The 19,187-nt window shown below is 59.5% G+C and carries 20 protein-coding genes; 8 read left to right on the top strand and 12 right to left on the bottom strand.

The annotated features are described in order from the left end of the window. Nucleotide 1 precedes the first annotated feature (1 nt). Complete coding sequence (locus ACOYXE_RS02190; RefSeq protein WP_160058916.1) at nucleotides 2-484, bottom strand: GreA/GreB family elongation factor; 483 nt, start codon at nucleotides 482-484, stop codon at nucleotides 2-4. A gap of 2 nt (nucleotides 485-486) precedes the next feature. Continuing rightward, on the bottom strand, nucleotides 487-897 hold the full coding sequence (locus ACOYXE_RS02195) for a hypothetical protein (RefSeq protein ID WP_160058915.1): 411 nt from the start codon (nucleotides 895-897) through the stop codon (nucleotides 487-489). A 124-nt stretch (nucleotides 898-1,021) separates the two neighbouring features. Here ACOYXE_RS02195 and earP point away from each other — a divergent pair, with 124 nt between their 5' ends. Next, nucleotides 1,022-2,164 carry an elongation factor P maturation arginine rhamnosyltransferase EarP gene (gene earP, locus ACOYXE_RS02200; RefSeq protein ID WP_160058914.1) on the top strand — a complete coding sequence of 381 codons (1,143 nt, stop codon included), beginning with the start codon at nucleotides 1,022-1,024 and terminating at the stop codon, nucleotides 2,162-2,164. Between the two features lie 48 nt (nucleotides 2,165-2,212). After that, complete coding sequence (locus ACOYXE_RS02205; RefSeq protein WP_007908599.1) at nucleotides 2,213-2,782, top strand: elongation factor P; 570 nt, start codon at nucleotides 2,213-2,215, stop codon at nucleotides 2,780-2,782. A 185-nt stretch (nucleotides 2,783-2,967) separates the two neighbouring features. Here ACOYXE_RS02205 and ACOYXE_RS02210 read toward each other — a convergent pair whose 3' ends face one another. From ACOYXE_RS02210 to ACOYXE_RS02225, 4 genes are all read right to left on the bottom strand, one after another. Next, entirely contained in the window at nucleotides 2,968-3,978 is a 1,011-nt protein-coding gene (locus ACOYXE_RS02210; RefSeq protein ID WP_460927521.1) for an alpha/beta hydrolase, read from the bottom strand. Nucleotides 3,979-4,012: 34 nt separating this feature from the next. Next, complete coding sequence (locus tag ACOYXE_RS02215; RefSeq protein WP_007908600.1) at nucleotides 4,013-4,432, bottom strand: organic hydroperoxide resistance protein; 420 nt, start codon at nucleotides 4,430-4,432, stop codon at nucleotides 4,013-4,015. Nucleotides 4,433-4,758: 326 nt separating this feature from the next. After that, nucleotides 4,759-5,241, bottom strand: a complete 483-nt coding sequence (locus ACOYXE_RS02220; RefSeq protein WP_160058912.1) for a MarR family winged helix-turn-helix transcriptional regulator — start codon at nucleotides 5,239-5,241, stop codon at nucleotides 4,759-4,761. A 45-nt stretch (nucleotides 5,242-5,286) separates the two neighbouring features. Next, nucleotides 5,287-6,243, bottom strand: a complete 957-nt coding sequence (locus ACOYXE_RS02225; protein WP_160058911.1) for a LysR family transcriptional regulator — start codon at nucleotides 6,241-6,243, stop codon at nucleotides 5,287-5,289. Between the two features lie 110 nt (nucleotides 6,244-6,353). Between ACOYXE_RS02225 and ACOYXE_RS02230 the strand changes: the two genes are divergently transcribed. Next, on the top strand, nucleotides 6,354-7,103 hold the full coding sequence (locus ACOYXE_RS02230; protein WP_160058910.1) for a sulfite exporter TauE/SafE family protein: 750 nt from the start codon (nucleotides 6,354-6,356) through the stop codon (nucleotides 7,101-7,103). Here ACOYXE_RS02230 and ACOYXE_RS02235 read toward each other — a convergent pair. After that, complete coding sequence (locus ACOYXE_RS02235; protein ID WP_007908606.1) at nucleotides 7,093-7,947, bottom strand: LysR substrate-binding domain-containing protein; 855 nt, start codon at nucleotides 7,945-7,947, stop codon at nucleotides 7,093-7,095. The two genes, ACOYXE_RS02230 and ACOYXE_RS02235, sit on opposite strands and share 11 nt — an antisense overlap. Before the next feature lie 97 nt (nucleotides 7,948-8,044). Between ACOYXE_RS02235 and ACOYXE_RS02240 the strand changes: the two genes are divergently transcribed. Both ACOYXE_RS02240 and ACOYXE_RS02245 read left to right on the top strand, forming a co-directional pair. Then, nucleotides 8,045-8,266, top strand: a complete 222-nt coding sequence (locus tag ACOYXE_RS02240; protein WP_007908607.1) for a DUF1127 domain-containing protein — start codon at nucleotides 8,045-8,047, stop codon at nucleotides 8,264-8,266. Nucleotides 8,267-8,346: 80 nt separating this feature from the next. Next, nucleotides 8,347-9,573: a winged helix-turn-helix domain-containing protein gene (locus ACOYXE_RS02245; protein ID WP_460927524.1), complete on the top strand. Its 1,227-nt coding sequence runs from the start codon at nucleotides 8,347-8,349 to the stop codon at nucleotides 9,571-9,573. 98 nt (nucleotides 9,574-9,671) lie between these two features. Here ACOYXE_RS02245 and ACOYXE_RS02250 read toward each other — a convergent pair whose 3' ends face one another. Then, a complete protein-coding gene (locus tag ACOYXE_RS02250) occupies nucleotides 9,672-11,018 on the bottom strand; it encodes a class II 3-deoxy-7-phosphoheptulonate synthase (protein WP_460927526.1) in 1,347 nt (448 codons plus the stop codon). 150 nt (nucleotides 11,019-11,168) lie between these two features. Between ACOYXE_RS02250 and ACOYXE_RS02255 the strand changes: the two genes are divergently transcribed. After that, nucleotides 11,169-11,924 carry a spermidine synthase gene (locus tag ACOYXE_RS02255; protein ID WP_160058907.1) on the top strand — a complete coding sequence of 252 codons (756 nt, stop codon included), beginning with the start codon at nucleotides 11,169-11,171 and terminating at the stop codon, nucleotides 11,922-11,924. A gap of 103 nt (nucleotides 11,925-12,027) precedes the next feature. On the opposite strand, the gene ACOYXE_RS02260 is transcribed toward ACOYXE_RS02255, so the two are convergent. Then, on the bottom strand, nucleotides 12,028-12,819 hold the full coding sequence (locus ACOYXE_RS02260; RefSeq protein ID WP_160058906.1) for a crotonase/enoyl-CoA hydratase family protein: 792 nt from the start codon (nucleotides 12,817-12,819) through the stop codon (nucleotides 12,028-12,030). Between the two features lie 423 nt (nucleotides 12,820-13,242). Here ACOYXE_RS02260 and ACOYXE_RS02265 point away from each other — a divergent pair, with 423 nt between their 5' ends. Beyond that, entirely contained in the window at nucleotides 13,243-14,916 is a 1,674-nt protein-coding gene (locus tag ACOYXE_RS02265; RefSeq protein ID WP_008088238.1) for a DEAD/DEAH box helicase, read from the top strand. A gap of 105 nt (nucleotides 14,917-15,021) precedes the next feature. On the opposite strand, the gene ACOYXE_RS02270 is transcribed toward ACOYXE_RS02265, so the two are convergent. Next, complete coding sequence (locus tag ACOYXE_RS02270) at nucleotides 15,022-15,789, bottom strand: DODA-type extradiol aromatic ring-opening family dioxygenase (RefSeq protein WP_460927529.1); 768 nt, start codon at nucleotides 15,787-15,789, stop codon at nucleotides 15,022-15,024. A gap of 103 nt (nucleotides 15,790-15,892) precedes the next feature. On the opposite strand from ACOYXE_RS02270, the gene ACOYXE_RS02275 reads away from it, so the two are divergent. Beyond that, nucleotides 15,893-16,540 (top strand): thiopurine S-methyltransferase, encoded by a 648-nt coding sequence (locus ACOYXE_RS02275; protein WP_160058904.1) that lies wholly within the window; start codon nucleotides 15,893-15,895, stop codon nucleotides 16,538-16,540. A 177-nt stretch (nucleotides 16,541-16,717) separates the two neighbouring features. Here the strand turns inward: ACOYXE_RS02275 and htpX are convergent, their stop codons facing one another. Both htpX and ACOYXE_RS02285 read right to left on the bottom strand, forming a co-directional pair. Further along, complete coding sequence (gene htpX, locus ACOYXE_RS02280) at nucleotides 16,718-17,605, bottom strand: protease HtpX (RefSeq protein ID WP_460927531.1); 888 nt, start codon at nucleotides 17,603-17,605, stop codon at nucleotides 16,718-16,720. 303 nt (nucleotides 17,606-17,908) lie between these two features. Further along, a complete protein-coding gene (locus tag ACOYXE_RS02285) occupies nucleotides 17,909-19,120 on the bottom strand; it encodes a pyridoxal phosphate-dependent aminotransferase (protein WP_007908620.1) in 1,212 nt (403 codons plus the stop codon). Nucleotides 19,121-19,187 lie beyond the last annotated feature (67 nt).

The following is a 19,187-nucleotide window of genomic DNA, read 5'->3' on the forward strand; positions in this document are numbered from 1 at the left end:
CTTAAAGCACCTCGGTGACAGCAAATTGTTGCCGGGTGCCCGCCACCAGAATCTCCACCTCATCGCCTTCGCACCTGCCCAGCAGACCTTTGCCCAGCGGCGAGCGCGGGGTGATCACGGTAATCGGCTGTCCGACCACATCGACTTTCAGCCCTGCCGCATCCGGTGCCAGAAACAGCCATTGTTCGCGACCCTTTTCGTCCTCCAGACCGAGCAGGGCGCCGACCTCGATTCCACGATTTTCATCGTAGGCACGCAGCGTCAGGTTCTGACACAACGCCAGTGACTGACGAATTTCCTCGACACGTTTCGCCTGTCCGGCCGCCAGATACGACGCCTCAAGGCCCAGCGTGTCGTACTTGTTTTCGGCGATGTTTTCTTCGTGGGTCGCGGTTTCGTAAGCGGTTTGCGCAGCGCGTTCGGCGATGTCGAGGTCGATGCGCAGTTTGTCGAGAATCAGTTGGTGAACCGTGTGTTTGTTCATGATCAATCGCAGAATTGCAAAACGTTGGCGCGGCTTTTCTCGCTCGGAGCCGTCTGATCCTGTTGCAGCCAGAACTGACACTTTGGATTCGACAGATTACGCGTGCTGCCACGCGCCTGATCCAGCCGTGCCTGCTGCTCGTTCTTGCGCAGGTTTTCTTCGTACTGCTGGAACAACGGGCTCTGCGGTGGAATATCCGGCTGGACTTGAACAGCCGCCGGCGGATTGGCCAGTTGCTGCACAGCTTGAGCAACCGGTGCCAGTTGTTCTTTGAACACGAAATGCGACAGTAGCCAGCAGGTCAGCGCAATGGCGACGAAGCCCAGCCACATGCCCAAGGCAATGCTGCCGATCAGATGCAGCGCACTAAGCTGAACAGGCAAAGGACGGCGCGGGTTGGGACGGTAGGGCATGGCTGCCTCCTGGCGGGTGATTGCGGGCAAGTGGCGATTGTCGCACGAAGATTAATCGCCGTCGGGACTTCTGCGCGAGGTCATTTATGCGGACAATTGCTGCTTTTGCCAACGGGAGTCTTGAATGCCGGAATTGAAACCCCGCTGGGATATTTTCTGCACGGTGGTCGACAACTTTGGCGACATCGGCGTGACTTGGCGTCTGGCCCGGCAATTGGTGGCTGAGCATGGTTTGGCAGTGCGATTGTGGGTCGATGATCTGCGCGCATTCGAACGCATTTGCCCGGTGATTGATATCAACGCCGCACAGCAATCGCAACAAGGCGTCGAAGTGCGGCACTGGCCGGCTGAGTGGGTGCACACAGATGCGGCGGATGTGGTGATCGCCGCGTTTGCCTGCCAGTTGCCCAGTGACTACATGGATGCTATGGCCGAGCGTGAAAAGCCGCCGTTGTGGATGAACCTCGACTACCTCAGCGCCGAGGACTGGGTTGTCGGTTGCCACGGTCTGCCGTCGGTGAAATACAAATCGGTGCAAAAAATCTTCTTTTTCCCCGGTTTCCAGCCCGGTACTGGCGGTTTGCTGCGTGAGCGTGGATTGCTTGGGCAGCGTCGGCAGTTTCAACAGGATCCCGAGGCGCAGCGACAATTCCTGCAAGGCCTGGGCATCGATCGCGCGCCTGAGGCGCAGCTGATTTCGTTATTTGCCTACGAGAATGCCGGGCTGGCCAGTTGGCTGGACGTGTTGGCAGCGGACGCCGCGCCGACCCATCTGCTAGTGCCGGAAGGGCGGGTTCTTGGCGATGTGGCGCGCTGGCTGGGTGTGGAAACGCTGACCGTTGGTGCGATCCATGTGCGTCAGTCCCTGATCGTGCAAGTGCTGCCGTTCGTCCGACAGGATCAATATGATCACTTGCTCTGGTGCTGCGATTTCAATGCGGTGCGCGGTGAAGATTCGTTTGTCCGCGCGCAATGGGCGGGGCGGCCGATGCTCTGGCACATCTATCAGCAGGACGAAGACATCCATCTGGACAAGCTCGACGCCTTCCTCGCGCTCTACACAAAAGGCCTGTCACCGGCCGCTGCCGAGGCGGTGAACGGTCTCTGGCGAGCGTGGAGCGCCGGTCAACCCATCGGCGAACACTGGCTCGCCGCCCGTAATCATTGGCCAGAACTGCAGAAAAATGCCGAAGCGTGGTGTCTGGAACAAGGCTTGCAGGCCGATCTTGCCGCAGCGCTGGTACAGTTTTACCTAAATTGGATATGATACGCGGCCTAGATTTTTGTAAATCCCATCCAAATTCGGATATTCGCAATGAAAACTGGTAAAGAACTGAAACCCGGTACCGTGATCCGTCTCGAGAACGATCCTTGGCTGGTTCAGAAAGCTGAATTCACCAAGTCGGGCCGTAACAGCGCGATCATGAAGACCAAGCTGAAAAACCTGCTGACCGGTTACAAGACCGAGATCGTTTACAGCGCTGACGACAAACTGGACGACGTAATCCTCGACCGCAAAGAAGCGACCTTGTCCTTCATCAGCGGCGACACCTACACGTTCATGGACACCACTGACTACACCATGTACGAGCTGAACGCTGAAGACATCGAAGCTGTTCTGCCTTTCGTTGAAGAAGGCATGACCGATGTTTGCGAAGCGATCTTCTTCGAAGAGCGTCTGGTTTCCGTAGAGCTGCCGACCACCATCGTGCGCGTAGTTGACTACACCGAAGGTTCGGCTCGCGGCGACACTTCCGGCAAAGTCATGAAGCCAGCCAAGCTGGCTAACGGTACCGAGCTGCAAGTTGCTGACTTCATCGAAATCGGTGACAAGATCGAGATCGACACCCGCGAAGGCGGTTCCTACAAAGGCCGTGCCAAATAAGCATCGGTTTTTGCGGAAAGAAAAAGCCCGACCATTGAGTCGGGCTTTTTTGTGCCTGCAGTTTTGAACTGCACACCTATCCCCCGTGGGAGCGAGCCTGCTCGCGAATGCGTTCTGTCCGCCAGCACATCACCGGATGACACACCGCTTTCGCGAGCAGGCTCGCTCCCACAATGGGCTCGTAGTTACTTCAAGTGTTGCTTGAGTTCTTCAGATGCCTGCAGCATTGCCGAACGCACTGCCGGCACCTGACTGACCACGTTAAGCAAGCCGTAATCGTGAATCATGCCGTTGTAACGCACCGACGTCACCGCTACACCAGCCTCGTCGAGTTTGCGAGCGTAAGCTTCACCCTCATCACGCAGCACATCGGCGCCGGCGGTCTGCACCAGAGCGGGCGGCAGGCCCTTCAGTTGTGCAGTGGTGGCCCGCAGCGGCGAGGCGTAGATCTCGTTTCGCTGCTTGGCGTCAGTGGTGTAGTTGTCCCAGAACCATTTCATCATGTTGCGCGTGAGGAAGTGCCCTTCGGCGTACTGATTGTAGGAGCCAGTATCGAAATTGGCGTCCGTCACTGGCCACAGCAGCACCTGGAATTTGATCGCCGGAGTGCCTTTGTCTTTGGCCATCAGTGCAACCACGGCCGCCATGTTGCCGCCGACGCTGTTGCCCGCCACAGCCAGACGCTTGCCGTCGACATTGATCTCTTTACCGTGCTCAGCGACCCACTTCGTCGCTGCGTAGGCCTGATTGATTGCTACCGGGTAATGCACTTCCGGGGAAGGCGTGTAATTGACGAATACCGCCGCCGCTCCCGAACCAACCACCAGATCCCGCACCAGCCGCTCGTGCGTCGGGAAATCGCCCAGCACCCAGCCACCGCCGTGGAAGAACATGAACACCGGCAGCTCGCCCTTGACTCCGGCCGGCCGGACGATGGTCAGGCTCAACGGTTGACCGTCGACCTGGATGATCTTTTCACTGACGTCCGCTTTTGGCAGCGTCAACTTGACCCCGGACTGCGCACCGACCAGCACGGCGCGGGCATCTTTGGGCGTCAGCTGTTCCATCGGTTTGCCGGTGCCGGCATTCAGCACATCGAGAAATGCCTGAGTGTTGTGTTCGACATCACCGGCGAAAGCGCTGTGGATAGACAGGGCGAGAAGGGTACCGGTCAAGACTTTGCTGAAAGTGTGCATGTTCATTTCCTGTTCGGGCCTGGGGCGTCAGTGATCAGACGGTAACGTGCAGACGCACATCGACGTTGCCACGGGTGGCGTTGGAGTACGGGCAGACCTGGTGAGCAGCGTCGACCAGCGCTTGAGCGTCGGCCTGTTCCAGACCTGGCAGGCTGATGTGCAGATCGATGTCCAGTCCGAAGCCGCCAGGGATCTGGCCGATACCGACGTGGGCGGTGATCGAGGCGTCGTCAGGGATTTTGCGTTTGGTCTGGCTGGCGACGAATTTCAGAGCGCCGATGAAGCAGGCCGAGTAGCCAGCCGCGAACAGTTGCTCTGGGTTGGTCGCCGCGCCGCCGGCACCGCCGAGTTCTTTCGGGGTAGCGAGTTTGACGTCGAGGATGTTGTCGCTGGAGATCGCACGACCATCACGGCCGCCAGTGGAGGTTGCGATTGCGGTGTAGAGAGTTTGCATGGTGTGAGCCTCATTGGGTGTGGTTGTACGCGCTAATTATTTGCGCGCTAAGTAAGTGCGAAGTGAATGTATCGCGCTAATATATTGTGCGCAAGATAAATTTCTGAAGAATTTGCGTTTCGGCAAAAACGGCGAATCGCTGGTCAGCCTGAAAAGTGCGATTTAGAGGGGATGGCGGGGAGATCAGGCGTTGAAAAATATTCTTCAGACGACGAGATCAAATGTAGGAGTGAGCCTGCTCGCGATAGCGGTGGTTCAGTCGACTTCTGAGTTGACTGGCACTCCGCTATCGCGAGCAGGCTCACTCCTACAGGGATTGGTGGGCCTTAGATAAGGCTTTCTTGTAGATGACTACGCAGTGCCTGCAACTCTGCTTGCAGCTTCTGCAGGCGTTCCAGAGAGAAGCCGCTGGCGCCGAGGATGCATTGCGGGACCGTCTGGGCTTTTTCTTTCAGCGCGCGGCCTTGCTCGGTCAACTCGACAATCACCACGCGCTCATCCTCACGGCTGCGCGTGCGACTCAGTAAGCCTTCGCCTTCCAGGCGCTTGAGCAGCGGAGTCAGCGAGCCGGGATCGGTCAGCAGTCGCGTGCTGATTTCTCCGACGGTCAAGCCATCCTTTTCCCACAGCACCATCATTGCCAGGTATTGCGGATAGGTCAGGTTCAAGGCTTGCAGCAGTGGCTTGTAGACCTTGGTCATCATCAGCGAAGTGGAGTGCAGGGCGAAGCACGCCTGATTGTCGAGGAGCAGGTCGTCGCAGTTGTCGCGTTCGGAAGTCATGTCAAAGCCTTGTTCGGTAATGGCCATGAATCTAGCGCTCGAATCTTTAATGCGCCAGATAATTCTCCAGTGCTAGTGTCGGTCCAGGTCCCTCTGTAGGGCCAGATCCCACGGAGGCACCGGGCTGAAACGGGTCTTGAGATATTCCAGAAGCAGGCGGCTGCGCGAGTTGGTTTGTTGCTCCATGCGCAGCGCGTAAATGCCGGTGGATTCCGGGCTTGGCAGGCCGTTTTCGCAGAACAGCGGTACCAGTTCCCCGCGTAGCAGGTATTCGCTCGCCAGCCAGGTCGGCAAATGCGCGATGCCCAAGCCAGCCAAGGCGCCGCAGACCAAGGCCTCGGCATTGTTGGCACTCATGCGGATGCGTGCCGGGCGGTGTAAGTGCATCTGGCCGTCGTGCTCGAAGCGCCAGGCGAAGGGCGGGGCGAGGCCTTCCCAATCCAGACCATCATGCTCACCAAGTTGTGCCGGACTGCCGGGCACGCCCCGGCGTTTGAGATAGTCAGGACTGGCGCAGGCAATGCGCACCATGCTCGCCAAGGGCGTGGCAACCAATCGCGTGTCAGCCATTTGCCCGGCACGCAGCACCAGATCAACCTTGCCCAGGTTTGAGCCGCCCATGTCGACGAAACTGTCGATCAAGTGCAACTGCACATCCAATCCCGGGTAGAGCACGAGAAAGTCGGCAATCACCGGCGCCAGATGCCGGCGTCCGAACGCAGCGGGGGCGTCGATGCGAATCAAGCCTTCCGGCGCGCTGCTCAGCGACACAGCTTCGGCCCGCGCCAGTTGCAACTCGGCGACTATGCGTCGGGCACGTTCGGCGAACGCCAGACCGGCGGGCGTCGCGCGTACGGCATGGGTGCTGCGTACAAATAACTGGCTGCCGACGGCGCTTTCCAAGCTGTCGATCCGTCGCGCGACGGCGGAAGGTGTCAGCGGATGACGGCGCGAGGCGGCGGAAAAACTTCCACTCTCCAGCACGTCGAGAAACAGCCCGAGTTGATCGGTCAATTGATTGGGATTCATATCAGCTCAGCGCTTGTGCGAATTCGGCATAGCCATTGTGCGTTGCTGTGCGTTTCCCCGCCAGCCATGACTGCGTAGGATGAATCGCCTGACGTAAGAGGAATTCGGTTGTGATTGAGTTTTTGTTGTACCTGCTGTTCGGTGCCGCCCTCGGCACGCTCGGCGGAATATTCGGTATTGGCGGCGGCTTGATCGCCATTCCTTTGCTCGGCGTGTGGTTTGGTCTCGATCAGCAGATCGCCCAAGGCACGGCGCTGGTCATGGTCGTACCGAACGTGATGCTGGCGCTGTGGCGTTACCACCAGCGCAATCGCATCGAACTGCGGCACGCGTTGCCCCTGGCGATCATGGGTTTCTGCTTTGCCTGGATCGGTTCGATCTGGGCAGTGGGCATAGATGCGCAAACCATGCGCATCGGCTTTGTCGCGTTCCTGGTGGTGCTCTCGGCGTACAACCTGCTGAAGATGTTCGGCAAGCCACCCGCTGCGACGTCTGAAATGCGCTATTCCTGGCCTTGGCTCGGCGTGCTTGGCGCGGCGTCCGGAACCATGGGCGGTTTGTTCGGTGTCGGCGGCGCGGTGGTGGCAACGCCGGTGCTGACCAGCCTGTTCGGCACCACGCAAGTGGTTGCTCAAGGCTTGTCGCTGGCCTTGGCCTTGCCAAGCACCGGCGTGACTCTGGTGACTTACGCGGTACACCACGAAGTCGACTGGATGATCGGTCTGCCACTGGCGATCGGCGGTCTGGCGAGCATCAGTTGGGGAGTGAAAGTCGCCCACGCCATGCCGGAAAAACTCCTGCGCGGGCTGTTCTGCGGTTTCCTGGTGCTGTGCGCGGTGATGCTCGCGTTTAAAGTTTAAAACCTTCGACGATGTGCTCAGCCAGGCATTCAGTGATCGGCGACGGATTGTTCAGGTTGCGGATCAGCATGATGCTGGCCTCGGGCAACAGCGGCAGATCTTCGGCGGCGCCGAGGATGCGCATGTCCGGGGTGATCAGGCTTTCCAGTTGCGCGGTGATCGCCAGACCGGCGCTCACCACCGCCATCAGCGCCGAGAGGCTGGTGCTGTTGTAAGCGATGCGGTATTCGCGGCCCATCGCGTCCAGCGCGTTACACGCCCACAAACGGCAGAAACAATCACTGTTGAACATCGCCAGCGGCAACGGCGTCTGTTCGTGGGCGCTGAAATTCTGCGCCTCGGCCCAGACAAACCGTTCTTTGCGCAGTAACTGGCCGATCTCGTTACCCGGCTCGCGGGTAACGATCGACAAATCCAGGTCAGTGCGCTGCAACAGCTGTTTGGTCGACTCGCAATGCACTTCGATCTGGATCAGCGGATAGAACTGCGCAAACCGCGACAGAATCCCCGGCAGAAACCTCATCACGTAATCATCGGGCGTGCCGATGCGCACGGTGCCGACCATGTGCGGCTCGCGCAGCGTGTTGAACACTTCGCTGTGCAACTTGAGGATGCGCCGCGCGTAACCGAGCAGCACCTGGCCTTCAGCGGTCAGGCGCACCTGGCGGCCGTCGCGCTCGAACAACTGCCGCTGCAAGACGTCTTCTTCCAGGCGCTTCATCTGCATGCTCACCGCCGACTGCGTGCGGTTGACCATTTCACCGGCGCGGGTGAAACCGCCCTGATCAGCAATGGCGACAAAGGTGCGCAGAACATCGGTATCGATACTGGGGTAAGCCGACAATTGATGAATCTCCGTGATGCATGCCATCAGAAACATTCGTTGGATTGATCTTAGCGCTGGCGCGAGACTTGAGCCATCCACAAAAGGAGGCAACACGATGAAAGGTCAAAGAGAGTATGTAGACGAATCAAAATTTTCCGGCCATGGCCATATCGTTTCCGACCTGCTGCACAAGTTTAGCCGCTGGTACGAACTGCACCGTGAACGTGAGTTGCTCGCCAGTCTGAGTGATGAAGCGTTGAAAGACATCGGCGTCAGTCGTGCCGACGTTGAACACGAAGCCGTGCGGCCGTTCTGGGATGACCCGATGCATAAATGACCCGCTGCATAAATGATCAGCAGAGCCCTACACAAACCAACTTCCAGTGAGGTAGGTTGCGAGCAGACAAGGAGATGCTCATGCCCGCAACAGTATCCTTTTCCCTCAAACAGGCGCGACGACTGGCGCTGGCGGCCCAAGGCTTCAACGGGCGCCAGCCGCCGACTGTCAAGGCCGCCCACGTCAACCGGCTGATCGAACGGCTGGGCTTGTTGCAAATCGACTCCGTCAACGCCGTGGTGCGTTCGCACTACCTGCCGCTGTTTTCCCGTCTCGGTTCCTATTCCTCCGACTTGCTCGACCAGGCTGCCTGGAGTTCGGGGCGACGTCGTACATTGTTCGAATACTGGGGCCATGAGGCGTCGTTGCTGCCGCTGTCGATGTATCCGTTGATGGCGTGGCGCATGCAGCGAGCCAGGCGCGGCGAGGATATCTACCAGCAATTGGCCCGATTCGGTCGCGAGCAGCAGGAGGTTGTTCGCCGGGTCTTGAGTTCGGTGGAAGAGCAGGGCGCGCTGGGCGCCGGCAGTTTGTCGACCCGCGAAGACAAGGCCGGACCTTGGTGGGACTGGAGCGCGGAAAAGCACGCGCTGGAATGGTTGTTTGCCGCCGGTGAAGTAACGGTGGCGGGGCGTCGTGGTTTCGAGCGTTTGTATGATTTGCCGGAGCGGGTGATCCCGTATTCTATTTTGCAGCAAGCGTTGCCGGATGAAGCCGAGGCGCAGCGTGGATTGCTGTTGCATGCGGCGCAGGCGTTGGGCGTCGGCACTGAAAAGGACCTGCGTGATTACTTCCGTCTGAATCCGGCGGATGCACGGCCGCGACTGGCTGAGCTGGTCGAGGCCGGGCAATTGCAGATGTGCGAAGTCGCTGGTTGGCGACAGATCGCCTATTGCCTGCCGGAACCGAAAGTCCCGCGCAAGGTTGTCGCCAGTGCGCTGTTGTCGCCCTTCGATTCGTTGATCTGGGAACGCAGCCGCACCGAGCGGTTGTTCGATTTCCGCTATCGGCTGGAGATCTACACGCCGCAGGACAAACGGGTTTATGGCTATTACGTGTTGCCGTTTTTGCACAACGAGCGGATTGCCGCGCGGGTTGATTTGCGCGCGGAGCGAGCGGCCGGGCAGTTGGCGGTGCATGCGGTGCACGAAGAGGAGAAGGGACTTGATGAGGAGGGGATGTTGGCGCTGGCGCTGAACTTGCGACAGATGGCGGGTTGGTTGGGGCTTGCGCGGGTGCAGTTGAATTGTCAGCGCGAGAGTGCGGCGCGGTTGCGGGTGGCATTGGCAGAGGTTGGCGGTGTCTGAGCCGGCCTCTTCGCGAGCAGGCTCGCTCCCACATGGGTTTCGTATACGACACAAATCCAGTGTGGGAGCGAGCCTGCTCGCGAAAGAGGCGACTCGGTCTAGCGGCGAACCTGCTTGAGGGTTTCAGCAATCAAGAACGCCAACTCCAGCGACTGATCGGCATTCATCCGTGGATCACAATGCGTGTGATAGCGATCCGACAATCCGTCTTCAGTAATCGGCCGCGCGCCACCAATGCACTCGGTGACATTCTGCCCGGTCATTTCAATATGAATCCCGCCGGCATAACTGCCTTCGGCTTCGTGCACCTGGAAGAACTGCTTCACCTCGCCAAGGATCTGCGCGAAGTCGCGGGTCTTGTAGCCGCTGCTGGCCTTGATGGTGTTGCCGTGCATCGGGTCGGAGCTCCACAGCACTTGCTTGCCTTCACTCTGCACCGCGCGGATCAGCGCTGGCAAATGATCGCCGACCTTGTTTGCGCCCATCCGCGCAATCAGGTTGAGGCGCCCCGGATCGTTGTCCGGGTTGAGCACGTCGATCAGGCGGATCAGATCCTCCGGGTTCATGCTCGGGCCGACCTTGACGCCGATCGGGTTGTTCACCCCACGCAGGAACTCAACATGCGCGCCGTCGAGCTGACGGGTACGGTCGCCGATCCACAGCATGTGTGCCGAGCAATCGTAGTAATCGTTGGTCAGGCTGTCGCGGCGCACGAAGGCTTCTTCGTAGTTCAGCAGCAACGCTTCGTGGGCGGTGAAGAAGCTGGTTTCGCGCAGTTGTGGCGAGCTGTCCATGCCGCAGGCGCGCATGAACGCCAGGGTTTCATCAATGCGGTCGGCGAGGTGGCTGTACTTCTCGGCCAGCGCCGAGTTGGCGATGAAGTCGAGGTTCCACTTGTGCACCTGATGCAGGTCGGCAAAACCGCCCTGAGCGAAGGCGCGCAGCAGGTTCAGCGTGGCAGTGGACTGGTGATAGGACTGCAGCAGGCGTTCCGGATCCGGCACGCGGCTCTTTTCGTCGAAGCCGATGCCGTTGACGATGTCGCCGCGATAAGCCGGCAGCGTTACGCCGTCGATGGTTTCGTCATTGGCCGAGCGCGGCTTGGCGAACTGGCCGGCCATGCGTCCGACCTTGACCACCGGGCAACCGGCGGCGAAGGTCATGACGATCGCCATCTGCAGCAACACTTTAAAAGTGTCGCGAATTTTCGCTGCGGAGAACTCGGCGAAGCTTTCCGCGCAATCGCCACCCTGCAACAGGAAGGCCCGGCCCTGAGTGACCTCGGCAAACTGTCGACGCAGTTCGCGCGCTTCACCGGCAAACACCAGCGGCGGATAACTGGCCAGGGTTTGCTCGACCTGGCGCAGGTGCGCGGCGTCGGGATATTGCGGTTGTTGCTGGATCGGCAGGGCGCGCCAGCTGTCAGGGCTCCACGGTTGGCTCATCACGGTCTCTAAGGGTCTACGCACGGAAGGCCATGTTAGCAGCAATTAGTGCGTGACCTGCTCCTGCCCCATCGCCGACAATCGCCGCTTTGCCACGGCGCCACAGCGGTGCCATCGCGTCACCGCGCCCGGTGACCATCAGGAGACGAAATGACTGAGGAGCGCGTCGAGCATCTGCTCGCCGAAGTACAGGATGAGTTCGGCGTGATTCGCGTGCTGGAAGTGGCTGATTACCGCTTTCTCGAGTTCGGCGATGCGATCGAGCAGAGCTGCGTGTTCACCGCGGATCCGAGCTGGCTGGAATACGATTACACCCGGGCGATGCTGATCGGTGCGTTGTGCCATGAGCAGCCGGAGAGTGCGCTGTTTCTCGGGCTGGGTGCCGGTACGCTGACGCAGGCCTGTCTCAAGTTCCTGTCGCTGGAAGATGTCGAAGCCATTGAACTGCGTCCGGATGTGCCACGTCTGGCGATCGAATACCTTGGGCTGGACGATGATCCACGCCTGTACATTCGCGTCGGCGATGCGCTGGAGTTGCTGCCGAGCGCTGAGCCGGCGGACCTGATTTTCGTCGACCTGTATACCGATGTCGGGCCGGGTGTCGGGCATCTGGCGTGGAGTTTTCTCGGCGACTGTCAGAAGCGGCTGAATCCCGGTGGCTGGCTGGTGATCAATCAGTGGGCTACCGATGATGGCAAACCGTTGGGCGCAGCGTTGTTGCGCGGGCTCTATCACCGGCATTACTGGGAGTTGCCGGTGAAGGAGGGCAATGTGATTCTGATTGTCCCGGCGGATCTCGATCAGGTGCTGGACATGCAGGCACTGACTGCCCGGGCCGAAGCGCTGGCGCCGCGGCTGGGGTATTCGTTGCAGTCGTTGATCAACAGTATTCGCCCGGCCACCTGAGTTGTCAGTGATGGACCCTTCGCGAGCAGGCTCCCACACTGGAATGCATTTCCCTGTGGGAGCGAGCCTGCTCGCGAAGAGGGCCTGATAGTCTGCGAAAATTTCAGATCCCTTTGAAAATGCCAGGTCGCCGCTCCACCAACGACCTCACCCCCTCCCTGGCATCCTCACTTGCCAGCAACTTCTTCACCAGCGCCGGCAGCCCTTGCGTCGCCGCCGTCTCACCCTCATACCGCGCCTGCCGCGCCGACATCAACGTCGCCTGCACCCCCAACGGTGCCTGCCGGGCAATCCGTTCAGCCAACTCAATCGCTCTCGGCAACAGGTCCTCACTGGCCATGACTTCCTGCACCAATCCCAGATGCAACGCCTCGTGCGCATCAAACTCATCGCCGGTCAGCAACCAGCGCATGGCATTGCCCCAACCGGCAATCTGTTGAAAACGTAAAGTCGCGCCACCAAAAGGAAAAATCCCACGCTGTACTTCCATTTGCGCGAAGCGGGTATTGCTCGCACAGAGATTGATATCTGCCGCCAGCATCAGCTCGATGCCAATGGTCAGGCAGTAGCCCTGCGCGGCGACAATCACCGGTTTGCTCACCCGTGGCCCGACGAAAACACCCCATGGGTCGCAACCGCCGGTCGGAACCTGCCAGCCTTCAGCGAGTGCGCCGCTGGCGCTGACCAGATCCAGACCAGCGGTAAAGTGCTCGCCGTGACCAAACACCACCGCCACCCGCGCTTCGCTGTCGGCCTCGAACTCACCGTAAGCCAAACTCAGGTCATTCAGCAGGTCGAGGTCGAAAGCATTGCGCTTGGCCGCTCGATCAAGGCCGATCAGGTTGACGTGACCACGACGTTCACGGCTGACGCGGCCGGGGCAGAGCTGATTCATGGCTGGATCCTCGGGCAGGAAGGGCGGGTGCAGCGACGGAATGCCGCATGTCGATGAATCGTTTAAGCGTCATCGCCCGCAGGGCCGGGCCTTTGAAAAATAGACCTTGGCGCGATTATCCGCAAAACCCCGTTACACAGCGGTGACACAGGTATTTTGACGATAAAAAAAGCTCCCTTTTTGGGCAAAATCCGGTATAGTGCGCGCCGGCCTTTAACCGGGCCGCGTTTAGGTAGCGCAATTTCCCGAAGTCAGCTTCGGCTGCACGTCCGCATTGCGGGCTCTTCCCGGACGATTCTTTTTTTCATTCATTCGTTTTCGCAAATCCCCGCCGACAAAGCTGCCAGGGCGACTCTTGAGTCTCAACACGGCATGCGCAGCTTTGGAGCATGGGTCTTTGCGGATGCACTTAGAGGCAGACCCATGACCCAGGAAACCGGCGGATTCGCCGCTTTTAATCTTAACCCGAATATTCTTGCAGCCGTCGCAGCGACTGGCTACGAAGAGCCTTCGGCGATTCAGCAGCAATCGATCCCGATCATCATGGCCGGCCAGGACATGATTGGCCAGGCGCAAACCGGTACCGGTAAAACAGCCGCGTTCGCACTGCCTATCCTGCACCGCATCGATCCTGCCAAGCGCGAACCGCAAGCCCTGATCCTGGCGCCAACTCGTGAGTTGGCGCTGCAAGTAGCAACCGCTTTCGAAACCTACGCCAAGCAAATGCCGGGCGTTACCGTTGTGGCTGTTTACGGCGGCGCGCCTATGGGCCCGCAACTGAAAGCAATCCGTAATGGCGCACAGATCGTTGTCGCCACTCCGGGCCGTCTGTGCGACCACCTGCGTCGTGACGAAAAAGTTCTGTCGACCGTGAACCACCTGGTTCTCGACGAAGCTGACGAAATGTTGAAACTGGGCTTCATGGATGACCTGGAAGTCATCTTCAAGGCTCTGCCAGCGACCCGTCAGACCGTTTTGTTCTCGGCTACCCTGCCGCAGTCGATCCGCGCCATTGCCGAACGCCACCTGCGCGATCCGCAACACGTGAAGATCCAGACCAAGACCCAGACCGTTACCGCGATCGAACAGGCTCACCTGTTGGTTCACGCTGATCAGAAGACTTCGGCCGTTCTCAGCTTGCTGGAAGTGGAAGATTTCGACGCTCTGATCATGTTCGTGCGCACCAAGCAAGCGACCCTGGATCTGGCCAGCGCCCTCGACGCCAAAGGCTACAAAGCCGCAGCGCTGAACGGTGACATCGCCCAGAACCAGCGTGAGCGCGTCATCGACTCGCTGAAAGATGGCCGTCTGGACATCGTTGTTGCGACCGACGTTGCTGCCCGTGGTCTGGACGTTCCGCGCATCACTCACGTGTTCAACGTTGACATGCCGTACGACCCAGAGTCCTACGTTCACCGTATCGGCCGTACTGGCCGTGCTGGTCGCGAAGGTCGTGCACTGCTGCTGGTGACTCCACGTGAGCGCCGCATGCTGCAAGTGATCGAGCGTGTAACCGGTCAAAAAGTTGCCGAAGTACGCCTGCCGGACGCTCAAGCTGTTCTCGATGCACGCATCAAGAAACTGACCAACAGCCTGTCGCCGCTGGTTGCTGATGCCGAGTCGACTCACGGTGAGCTGCTCGATCGTCTGACTGCAGACATCGGCTGCACCCCGCGTGCCCTGGCTGCTGCGCTGCTGCGCAAAGCCACCAACGGTCAAGCGCTGAACCTGGCTGCGATCGAGAAGGAGCGTCCACTGGTGCCGAACAACGCACCGCGTGGCGATCGTCCTGAGCGCACCGGTGATCGTCCTGATCGTGGTGACCGCGAGCGTCGCGCACCAATGCCTTTGGGCGAAGGCCGTGCTCGTTGCCGTACCGCGCTGGGCGCGCGTGATGGTATCGCTGCGAAAAACCTGCTGGGCGCCATCCTCAACGAAGGCGGTCTGGCCCGTGAAGCGATCGGTCGCATCCAGGTGCGTGACAGCTTCAGCCTCGTCGAGCTGCCGGAAGATGGTCTGGACAAGCTCCTGACCAAACTGAAGGACACTCGCGTTGCCGGTAAGCAGCTGAAACTGCGTCGCTACCGCGAAGATTGATCCGTCCTTGGGCTGATTGATCGAACATAAAAAATCCCCGACTGGTTCGGGGATTTTTTTTGCCTGCTTTTTGCCTTTGTGGGAGCGAGCCTGCTCGCGAAGGCGTCAACTGAAACGATAAATATCCATGCCCAACGCACCCATCGTGAATCCTTTGTGCGCAACGCTAAACGCACCGCCCGCACCCCGCGCGAAATACAGCGGCAACAAATGCTCATCACTCGGATGACTGCGCACCGCATGCGGCGCCTGCTGGCGATAATCATGCAACGCCGCCTCATCGTCGGCCGCCAACTTCTCAATCACCCAGTCACGAAAATCCCGCGCCCATGGCTCGACACTTTCCGGGCCGGCGTGCCAGTCGAGTTCACGCAGGTTGTGCGTGATGCTTCCGGAACCGATCAGCAAAATTCCCTGGTCACGCAGACTCGCCAGCGCTCGGCCGACCCGGGTTTGCAACGCCGGGCCGCCACGGCTCGGCAGAGAAATTTGCACCACCGGGATATCCGCTTGCGGGTACATCAACGACAGCGGTACCCAGACGCCATGATCGAACGGGCGTTGCGGGTCGAGGCGAGCGGGCAGGTTGTTGGCATTCAACAGATCGGCCACCTCAGCGGCCAACTGCGGATTGCCCGGCGCCGGGTACTGCACTTCAAACAGCGCGCGGGGAAAGCCGCCGAAGTCGTGCCAGGTTTCCGGTTGCGCATTACTGCTGACCAGCAGTTCGTGGCTTTCCCAATGGGCGGAGACGATGACGATGGCTTTGGGCTTCGGTAATTCGGCGGCCAGACGCGCCAGCGCCGGGCCACTGGCGCCGGGCTCCAGCGCCAGCATGGGTGAACCGTGGGAAATAAACAGGCTGGGAAACATGATGGGTTCCTGAGCGTTAAGATGGCCTCATCTTCATTCAGATCATTGATCTAAATCTAATATAAGTTTTAACGCTTTTTGATCGAATTATTTGGAGTGATGCATGCAACCTGAGTTTTGGCACAAGAAGTGGGCTTCGGGGCAGATCGGGTTCCATCTGCCCGAGGTGAACCCGTATCTGCAGCGGCACTGGGCGGCCCCGGCACCGGCGCGAGTGCTCGTGCCTTTGTGTGGGAAAAGTCTGGATCTGGCGTGGCTGGCAGGGCACGGTCATCAGGTGCTCGGGATTGAGCTGTCGGAAAAGGCTATTGAAGACTTTTTCAGTGAGCATCAGATACAGCCACAGATCAGTGAGAAGGGCGCGTTCAAGGTCTATCGCAGCGATGCCATCGAGTTGTGGTGCGGGGATTTTTTTGCGCTGACGGCGGGCGATGTGGCCGATTGCACGGCGTTGTACGACCGCGCCGCGCTGATTGCCTTGCCAGCGCCGATGCGTGAGCGTTATGCGGCGCATCTTCAGCGGATTCTGCCGTTGGGTGTGCAAGGGCTGTTGATTACGCTGGACTACGATCAGGCGCAGATGCCGGGGCCGCCGTTTGCGGTGGGGGATGATGAGGTCAAGCGGTTGCTGAGTGGTGCTTGGCAGGTGCAGGTGTTGGAAGAGCAGGATGTGCTGGGGGAGAGCGGTAAGTTCCTTCAGGCTGGGGTGACGCGGCTGGAGGAGCGGGTGTACCGCGTTTCTTCCCGATAGTTTTGTCGCCTTCACCGGCCTCTTCGCGAGCAGGCTCGCTCGCACATTGGATGGGTGTTCGCAGGGCTCGTGTGGGAGCGAGCCTGCTCGCGAAGAGGCCATCAGCAACAATCCATTATTGGCAGGAACAAAAAAGGCCCGCATCACTGCGGGCCTCTTGTTTTTACGCCAATCTGATCAACCGCGACGACGCAACGCGTCGATACGCTCTTCCAGCGGCGGGTGGCTCATGAACATGCGGGCGAAGCCCTGTTTGATGCCACCGTTGATGCCAAAGGCGTTCAGGGTGTCCGGCATGTGCACCGGCAGGCCCTGTTCGGCGCGCAGGCGTTGAAGTGCGCCGATCATTGCGGTGGTGCCGGCCAGACGGGCGCCGGCTTCGTCGGCACGGAATTCGCGCTTGCGCGAGAACCACATGACGATTGCACTGGCGAGAATGCCCAGTACCAGTTCGGCGAAGATGGTCGCCACGTAGTAAGCGATGCCCTGGCCTTCTTCGTTCTTGAAAATCACCTTGTCGACGAAGTTGCCAATGATCCGCGCAAAGAACATCACGAAGGTGTTCACCACGCCTTGAATCAGCGCCAGGGTGACCATGTCGCCGTTGGCCACGTGACCGATTTCGTGGACCAGTACGGCTTTCACTTCATCGGGCGAGAAGCGCTCGAGCAAGCCCTGGCTGACCGCGACCAGCGCGTCGTTCTTGTTCCAGCCGGTGGCGAAGGCGTTTGCTTCGTAGGCCGGGAAAATACCGACTTCGGGCATCTTGATCCCGGCTTCGCGGGACAGTTGCTCGACGGTTTGCAGCAGCCATTGCTCATGCCGGGTGCGTGGCTGGCTGATGATCTGGGTGCCGGTGCTCATTTTCGCCATCCACTTGGAGATGAACAGCGAGAACAGCGAGCCGGCGAAACCAAAGACTGCACAGAAAACCAGCAGCTGACTAAGGTCGAGATCAACCCCGTTGGCCGCCATGAACCCGTTGAAGCCGAACAGGCTCAGGGTGATGCTGGCTATCAGCACGACCGCCAGGTTAGTGGCCAAAAACAGCAGGATGCGCATCATGGTTGTAGAAATCTCCTCAAGCTAAAGATGTAGCGTACTGCGGGGTATATAAGGTGCCGCACCGGGCTATTCAACTGAGTGACTATTTCAAACTGTGTCCTACAGCGGATTCTTCGGTGCTCGGCACATTTCCCACGACAGAAAACGATCGGGATGACAGCCTGCCGCGACCCGTCGTCATTACGCCGGACGCAGGTAAGCGGTATGAATCGCAAGTGTAGAAGGCGTGCGCGGACGCGGAATGCAGAAGTGTTGCTGAATCAGACAGTGCGCAACGTATGACCGTTGCGCACTGCTGGCCACTTACTGGCGGTAGGACTTGAGGAAGTTGCCGATACGGCCGATGGCCATTTCCAGATCGTCGACGCGGGGCAGGGTGACCACGCGGAAGTGGTCAGGCCATGGCCAGTTGAACGCCGTGCCTTGCACCACCAGCAGCTTCTCGGAGAGCAGCAGGTCGAGAACGAACTTCTCGTCGTTGTGGATCGGGCAGACCTTTGGGTCGATTTTCGGGAACGCATACAGTGCGCCCATCGGCTTGACGCAGCTTACGCCCGGAATGTCGTTGAGCAATTCCCAGGTGCGGTTGCGCTGTTCCAGCAGGCGACCCTGCGGCAGCACCAGGTCGTTGATGCTCTGATAGCCACCCAATGCGGTCTGGATCGCGTGCTGGCTCGGCACGTTGGCGCACAGGCGCATGTTGGCCAGCATGTCGATGCCTTCGATGTAGCTCTGCGCGTTGTGCTTCGGCCCGGAGATGGCGATCCAGCCGGAGCGGAAACCCGCCACACGGTAGGACTTCGACAGGCCGTTAAAGGTCAGGCAGAGCAAGTCCGGAGCAAGCGATGCGGTGCAGATGTGCACGGCATCGTCGTACAGAATCTTGTCGTAGATCTCGTCGGAGAACACCACCAGGTTGTGCGCACGGGCGATTTCGAGCATGCCCAGCAACACTTCCTTCGAATACACCGCGCCGGTCGGGTTGTTCGGGTTGATGATCACCATGGCTTTGGTGTTCGGGGTGATCTTGGCCTTGATGTCGGCCAGATCCGGGAACCAGTCGGCGCCTTCGTCGCACAGGTAATGCACGGCGTTACCTCCAGCGAGGCTGACGGCGGCGGTCCACAGCGGATAGTCCGGGGCGGGCACCAGTACTTCGTCGCCGTTGTTGAGCAGCGCCTGCAGCGACATCACGATCAGCTCGGAAACGCCGTTGCCCAGGTAGATGTCTTCGATGCCGACACCTTCGACATTCTTTTGCTGGTAGTACTGCATCACCGCTTTGCGCGCGCTGAACAGGCCTTTGGAGTCGCTGTAGCCTTGCGCGGTCGGCAGGTTGCGGATCACATCCTGAAGAATTTCGTCCGGCGCTTCGAAACCAAACGGCGCCGGGTTGCCGATGTTCAGCTTGAGGATGCGCTGGCCTTCCTCTTCCAGTCGTTTGGCGTGCTTGAGCACCGGGCCGCGAATGTCGTAGCAGACGTTGGCGAGCTTGTTCGATTTGCTGAACTGCATGGCGATGTGATCCCGAAAATGAACGATCCAGGCGGCGAATGGACAACCGTGCTGGGATTCCTGCGTC

The organism is Pseudomonas sp. MC6 (assembly GCF_054790575.1).

Bases quoted from the DNA above. Each gene is read 5' to 3' on its own strand.
- ACOYXE_RS02190 (WP_160058916.1), bottom strand. From the start codon at position 484: ATGAACAAACACACGGTTCACCAACTGATTCTCGACAAACTGCGCATC.
- ACOYXE_RS02195 (WP_160058915.1), bottom strand. From the start codon at position 897: ATGCCCTACCGTCCCAACCCGCGCCGTCCTTTGCCTGTTCAGCTTAGT.
- earP (WP_160058914.1), top strand. From the start codon at position 1,022: ATGCCGGAATTGAAACCCCGCTGGGATATTTTCTGCACGGTGGTCGAC.
- ACOYXE_RS02205 (WP_007908599.1), top strand. From the start codon at position 2,213: ATGAAAACTGGTAAAGAACTGAAACCCGGTACCGTGATCCGTCTCGAG.
- ACOYXE_RS02210 (WP_460927521.1), bottom strand. From the start codon at position 3,978: ATGCACACTTTCAGCAAAGTCTTGACCGGTACCCTTCTCGCCCTGTCT.
- ACOYXE_RS02215 (WP_007908600.1), bottom strand. From the start codon at position 4,432: ATGCAAACTCTCTACACCGCAATCGCAACCTCCACTGGCGGCCGTGAT.
- ACOYXE_RS02220 (WP_160058912.1), bottom strand. From the start codon at position 5,241: ATGGCCATTACCGAACAAGGCTTTGACATGACTTCCGAACGCGACAAC.
- ACOYXE_RS02225 (WP_160058911.1), bottom strand. From the start codon at position 6,243: ATGAATCCCAATCAATTGACCGATCAACTCGGGCTGTTTCTCGACGTG.
- ACOYXE_RS02240 (WP_007908607.1), top strand. From the start codon at position 8,045: ATGAAAGGTCAAAGAGAGTATGTAGACGAATCAAAATTTTCCGGCCAT.
- ACOYXE_RS02245 (WP_460927524.1), top strand. From the start codon at position 8,347: ATGCCCGCAACAGTATCCTTTTCCCTCAAACAGGCGCGACGACTGGCG.
- ACOYXE_RS02250 (WP_460927526.1), bottom strand. From the start codon at position 11,018: ATGAGCCAACCGTGGAGCCCTGACAGCTGGCGCGCCCTGCCGATCCAG.
- ACOYXE_RS02255 (WP_160058907.1), top strand. From the start codon at position 11,169: ATGACTGAGGAGCGCGTCGAGCATCTGCTCGCCGAAGTACAGGATGAG.
- ACOYXE_RS02260 (WP_160058906.1), bottom strand. From the start codon at position 12,819: ATGAATCAGCTCTGCCCCGGCCGCGTCAGCCGTGAACGTCGTGGTCAC.
- ACOYXE_RS02265 (WP_008088238.1), top strand. From the start codon at position 13,243: ATGACCCAGGAAACCGGCGGATTCGCCGCTTTTAATCTTAACCCGAAT.
- ACOYXE_RS02270 (WP_460927529.1), bottom strand. From the start codon at position 15,789: ATGTTTCCCAGCCTGTTTATTTCCCACGGTTCACCCATGCTGGCGCTG.
- ACOYXE_RS02275 (WP_160058904.1), top strand. From the start codon at position 15,893: ATGCAACCTGAGTTTTGGCACAAGAAGTGGGCTTCGGGGCAGATCGGG.
- htpX (WP_460927531.1), bottom strand. From the start codon at position 17,605: ATGATGCGCATCCTGCTGTTTTTGGCCACTAACCTGGCGGTCGTGCTG.
- ACOYXE_RS02285 (WP_007908620.1), bottom strand. From the start codon at position 19,120: ATGCAGTTCAGCAAATCGAACAAGCTCGCCAACGTCTGCTACGACATT.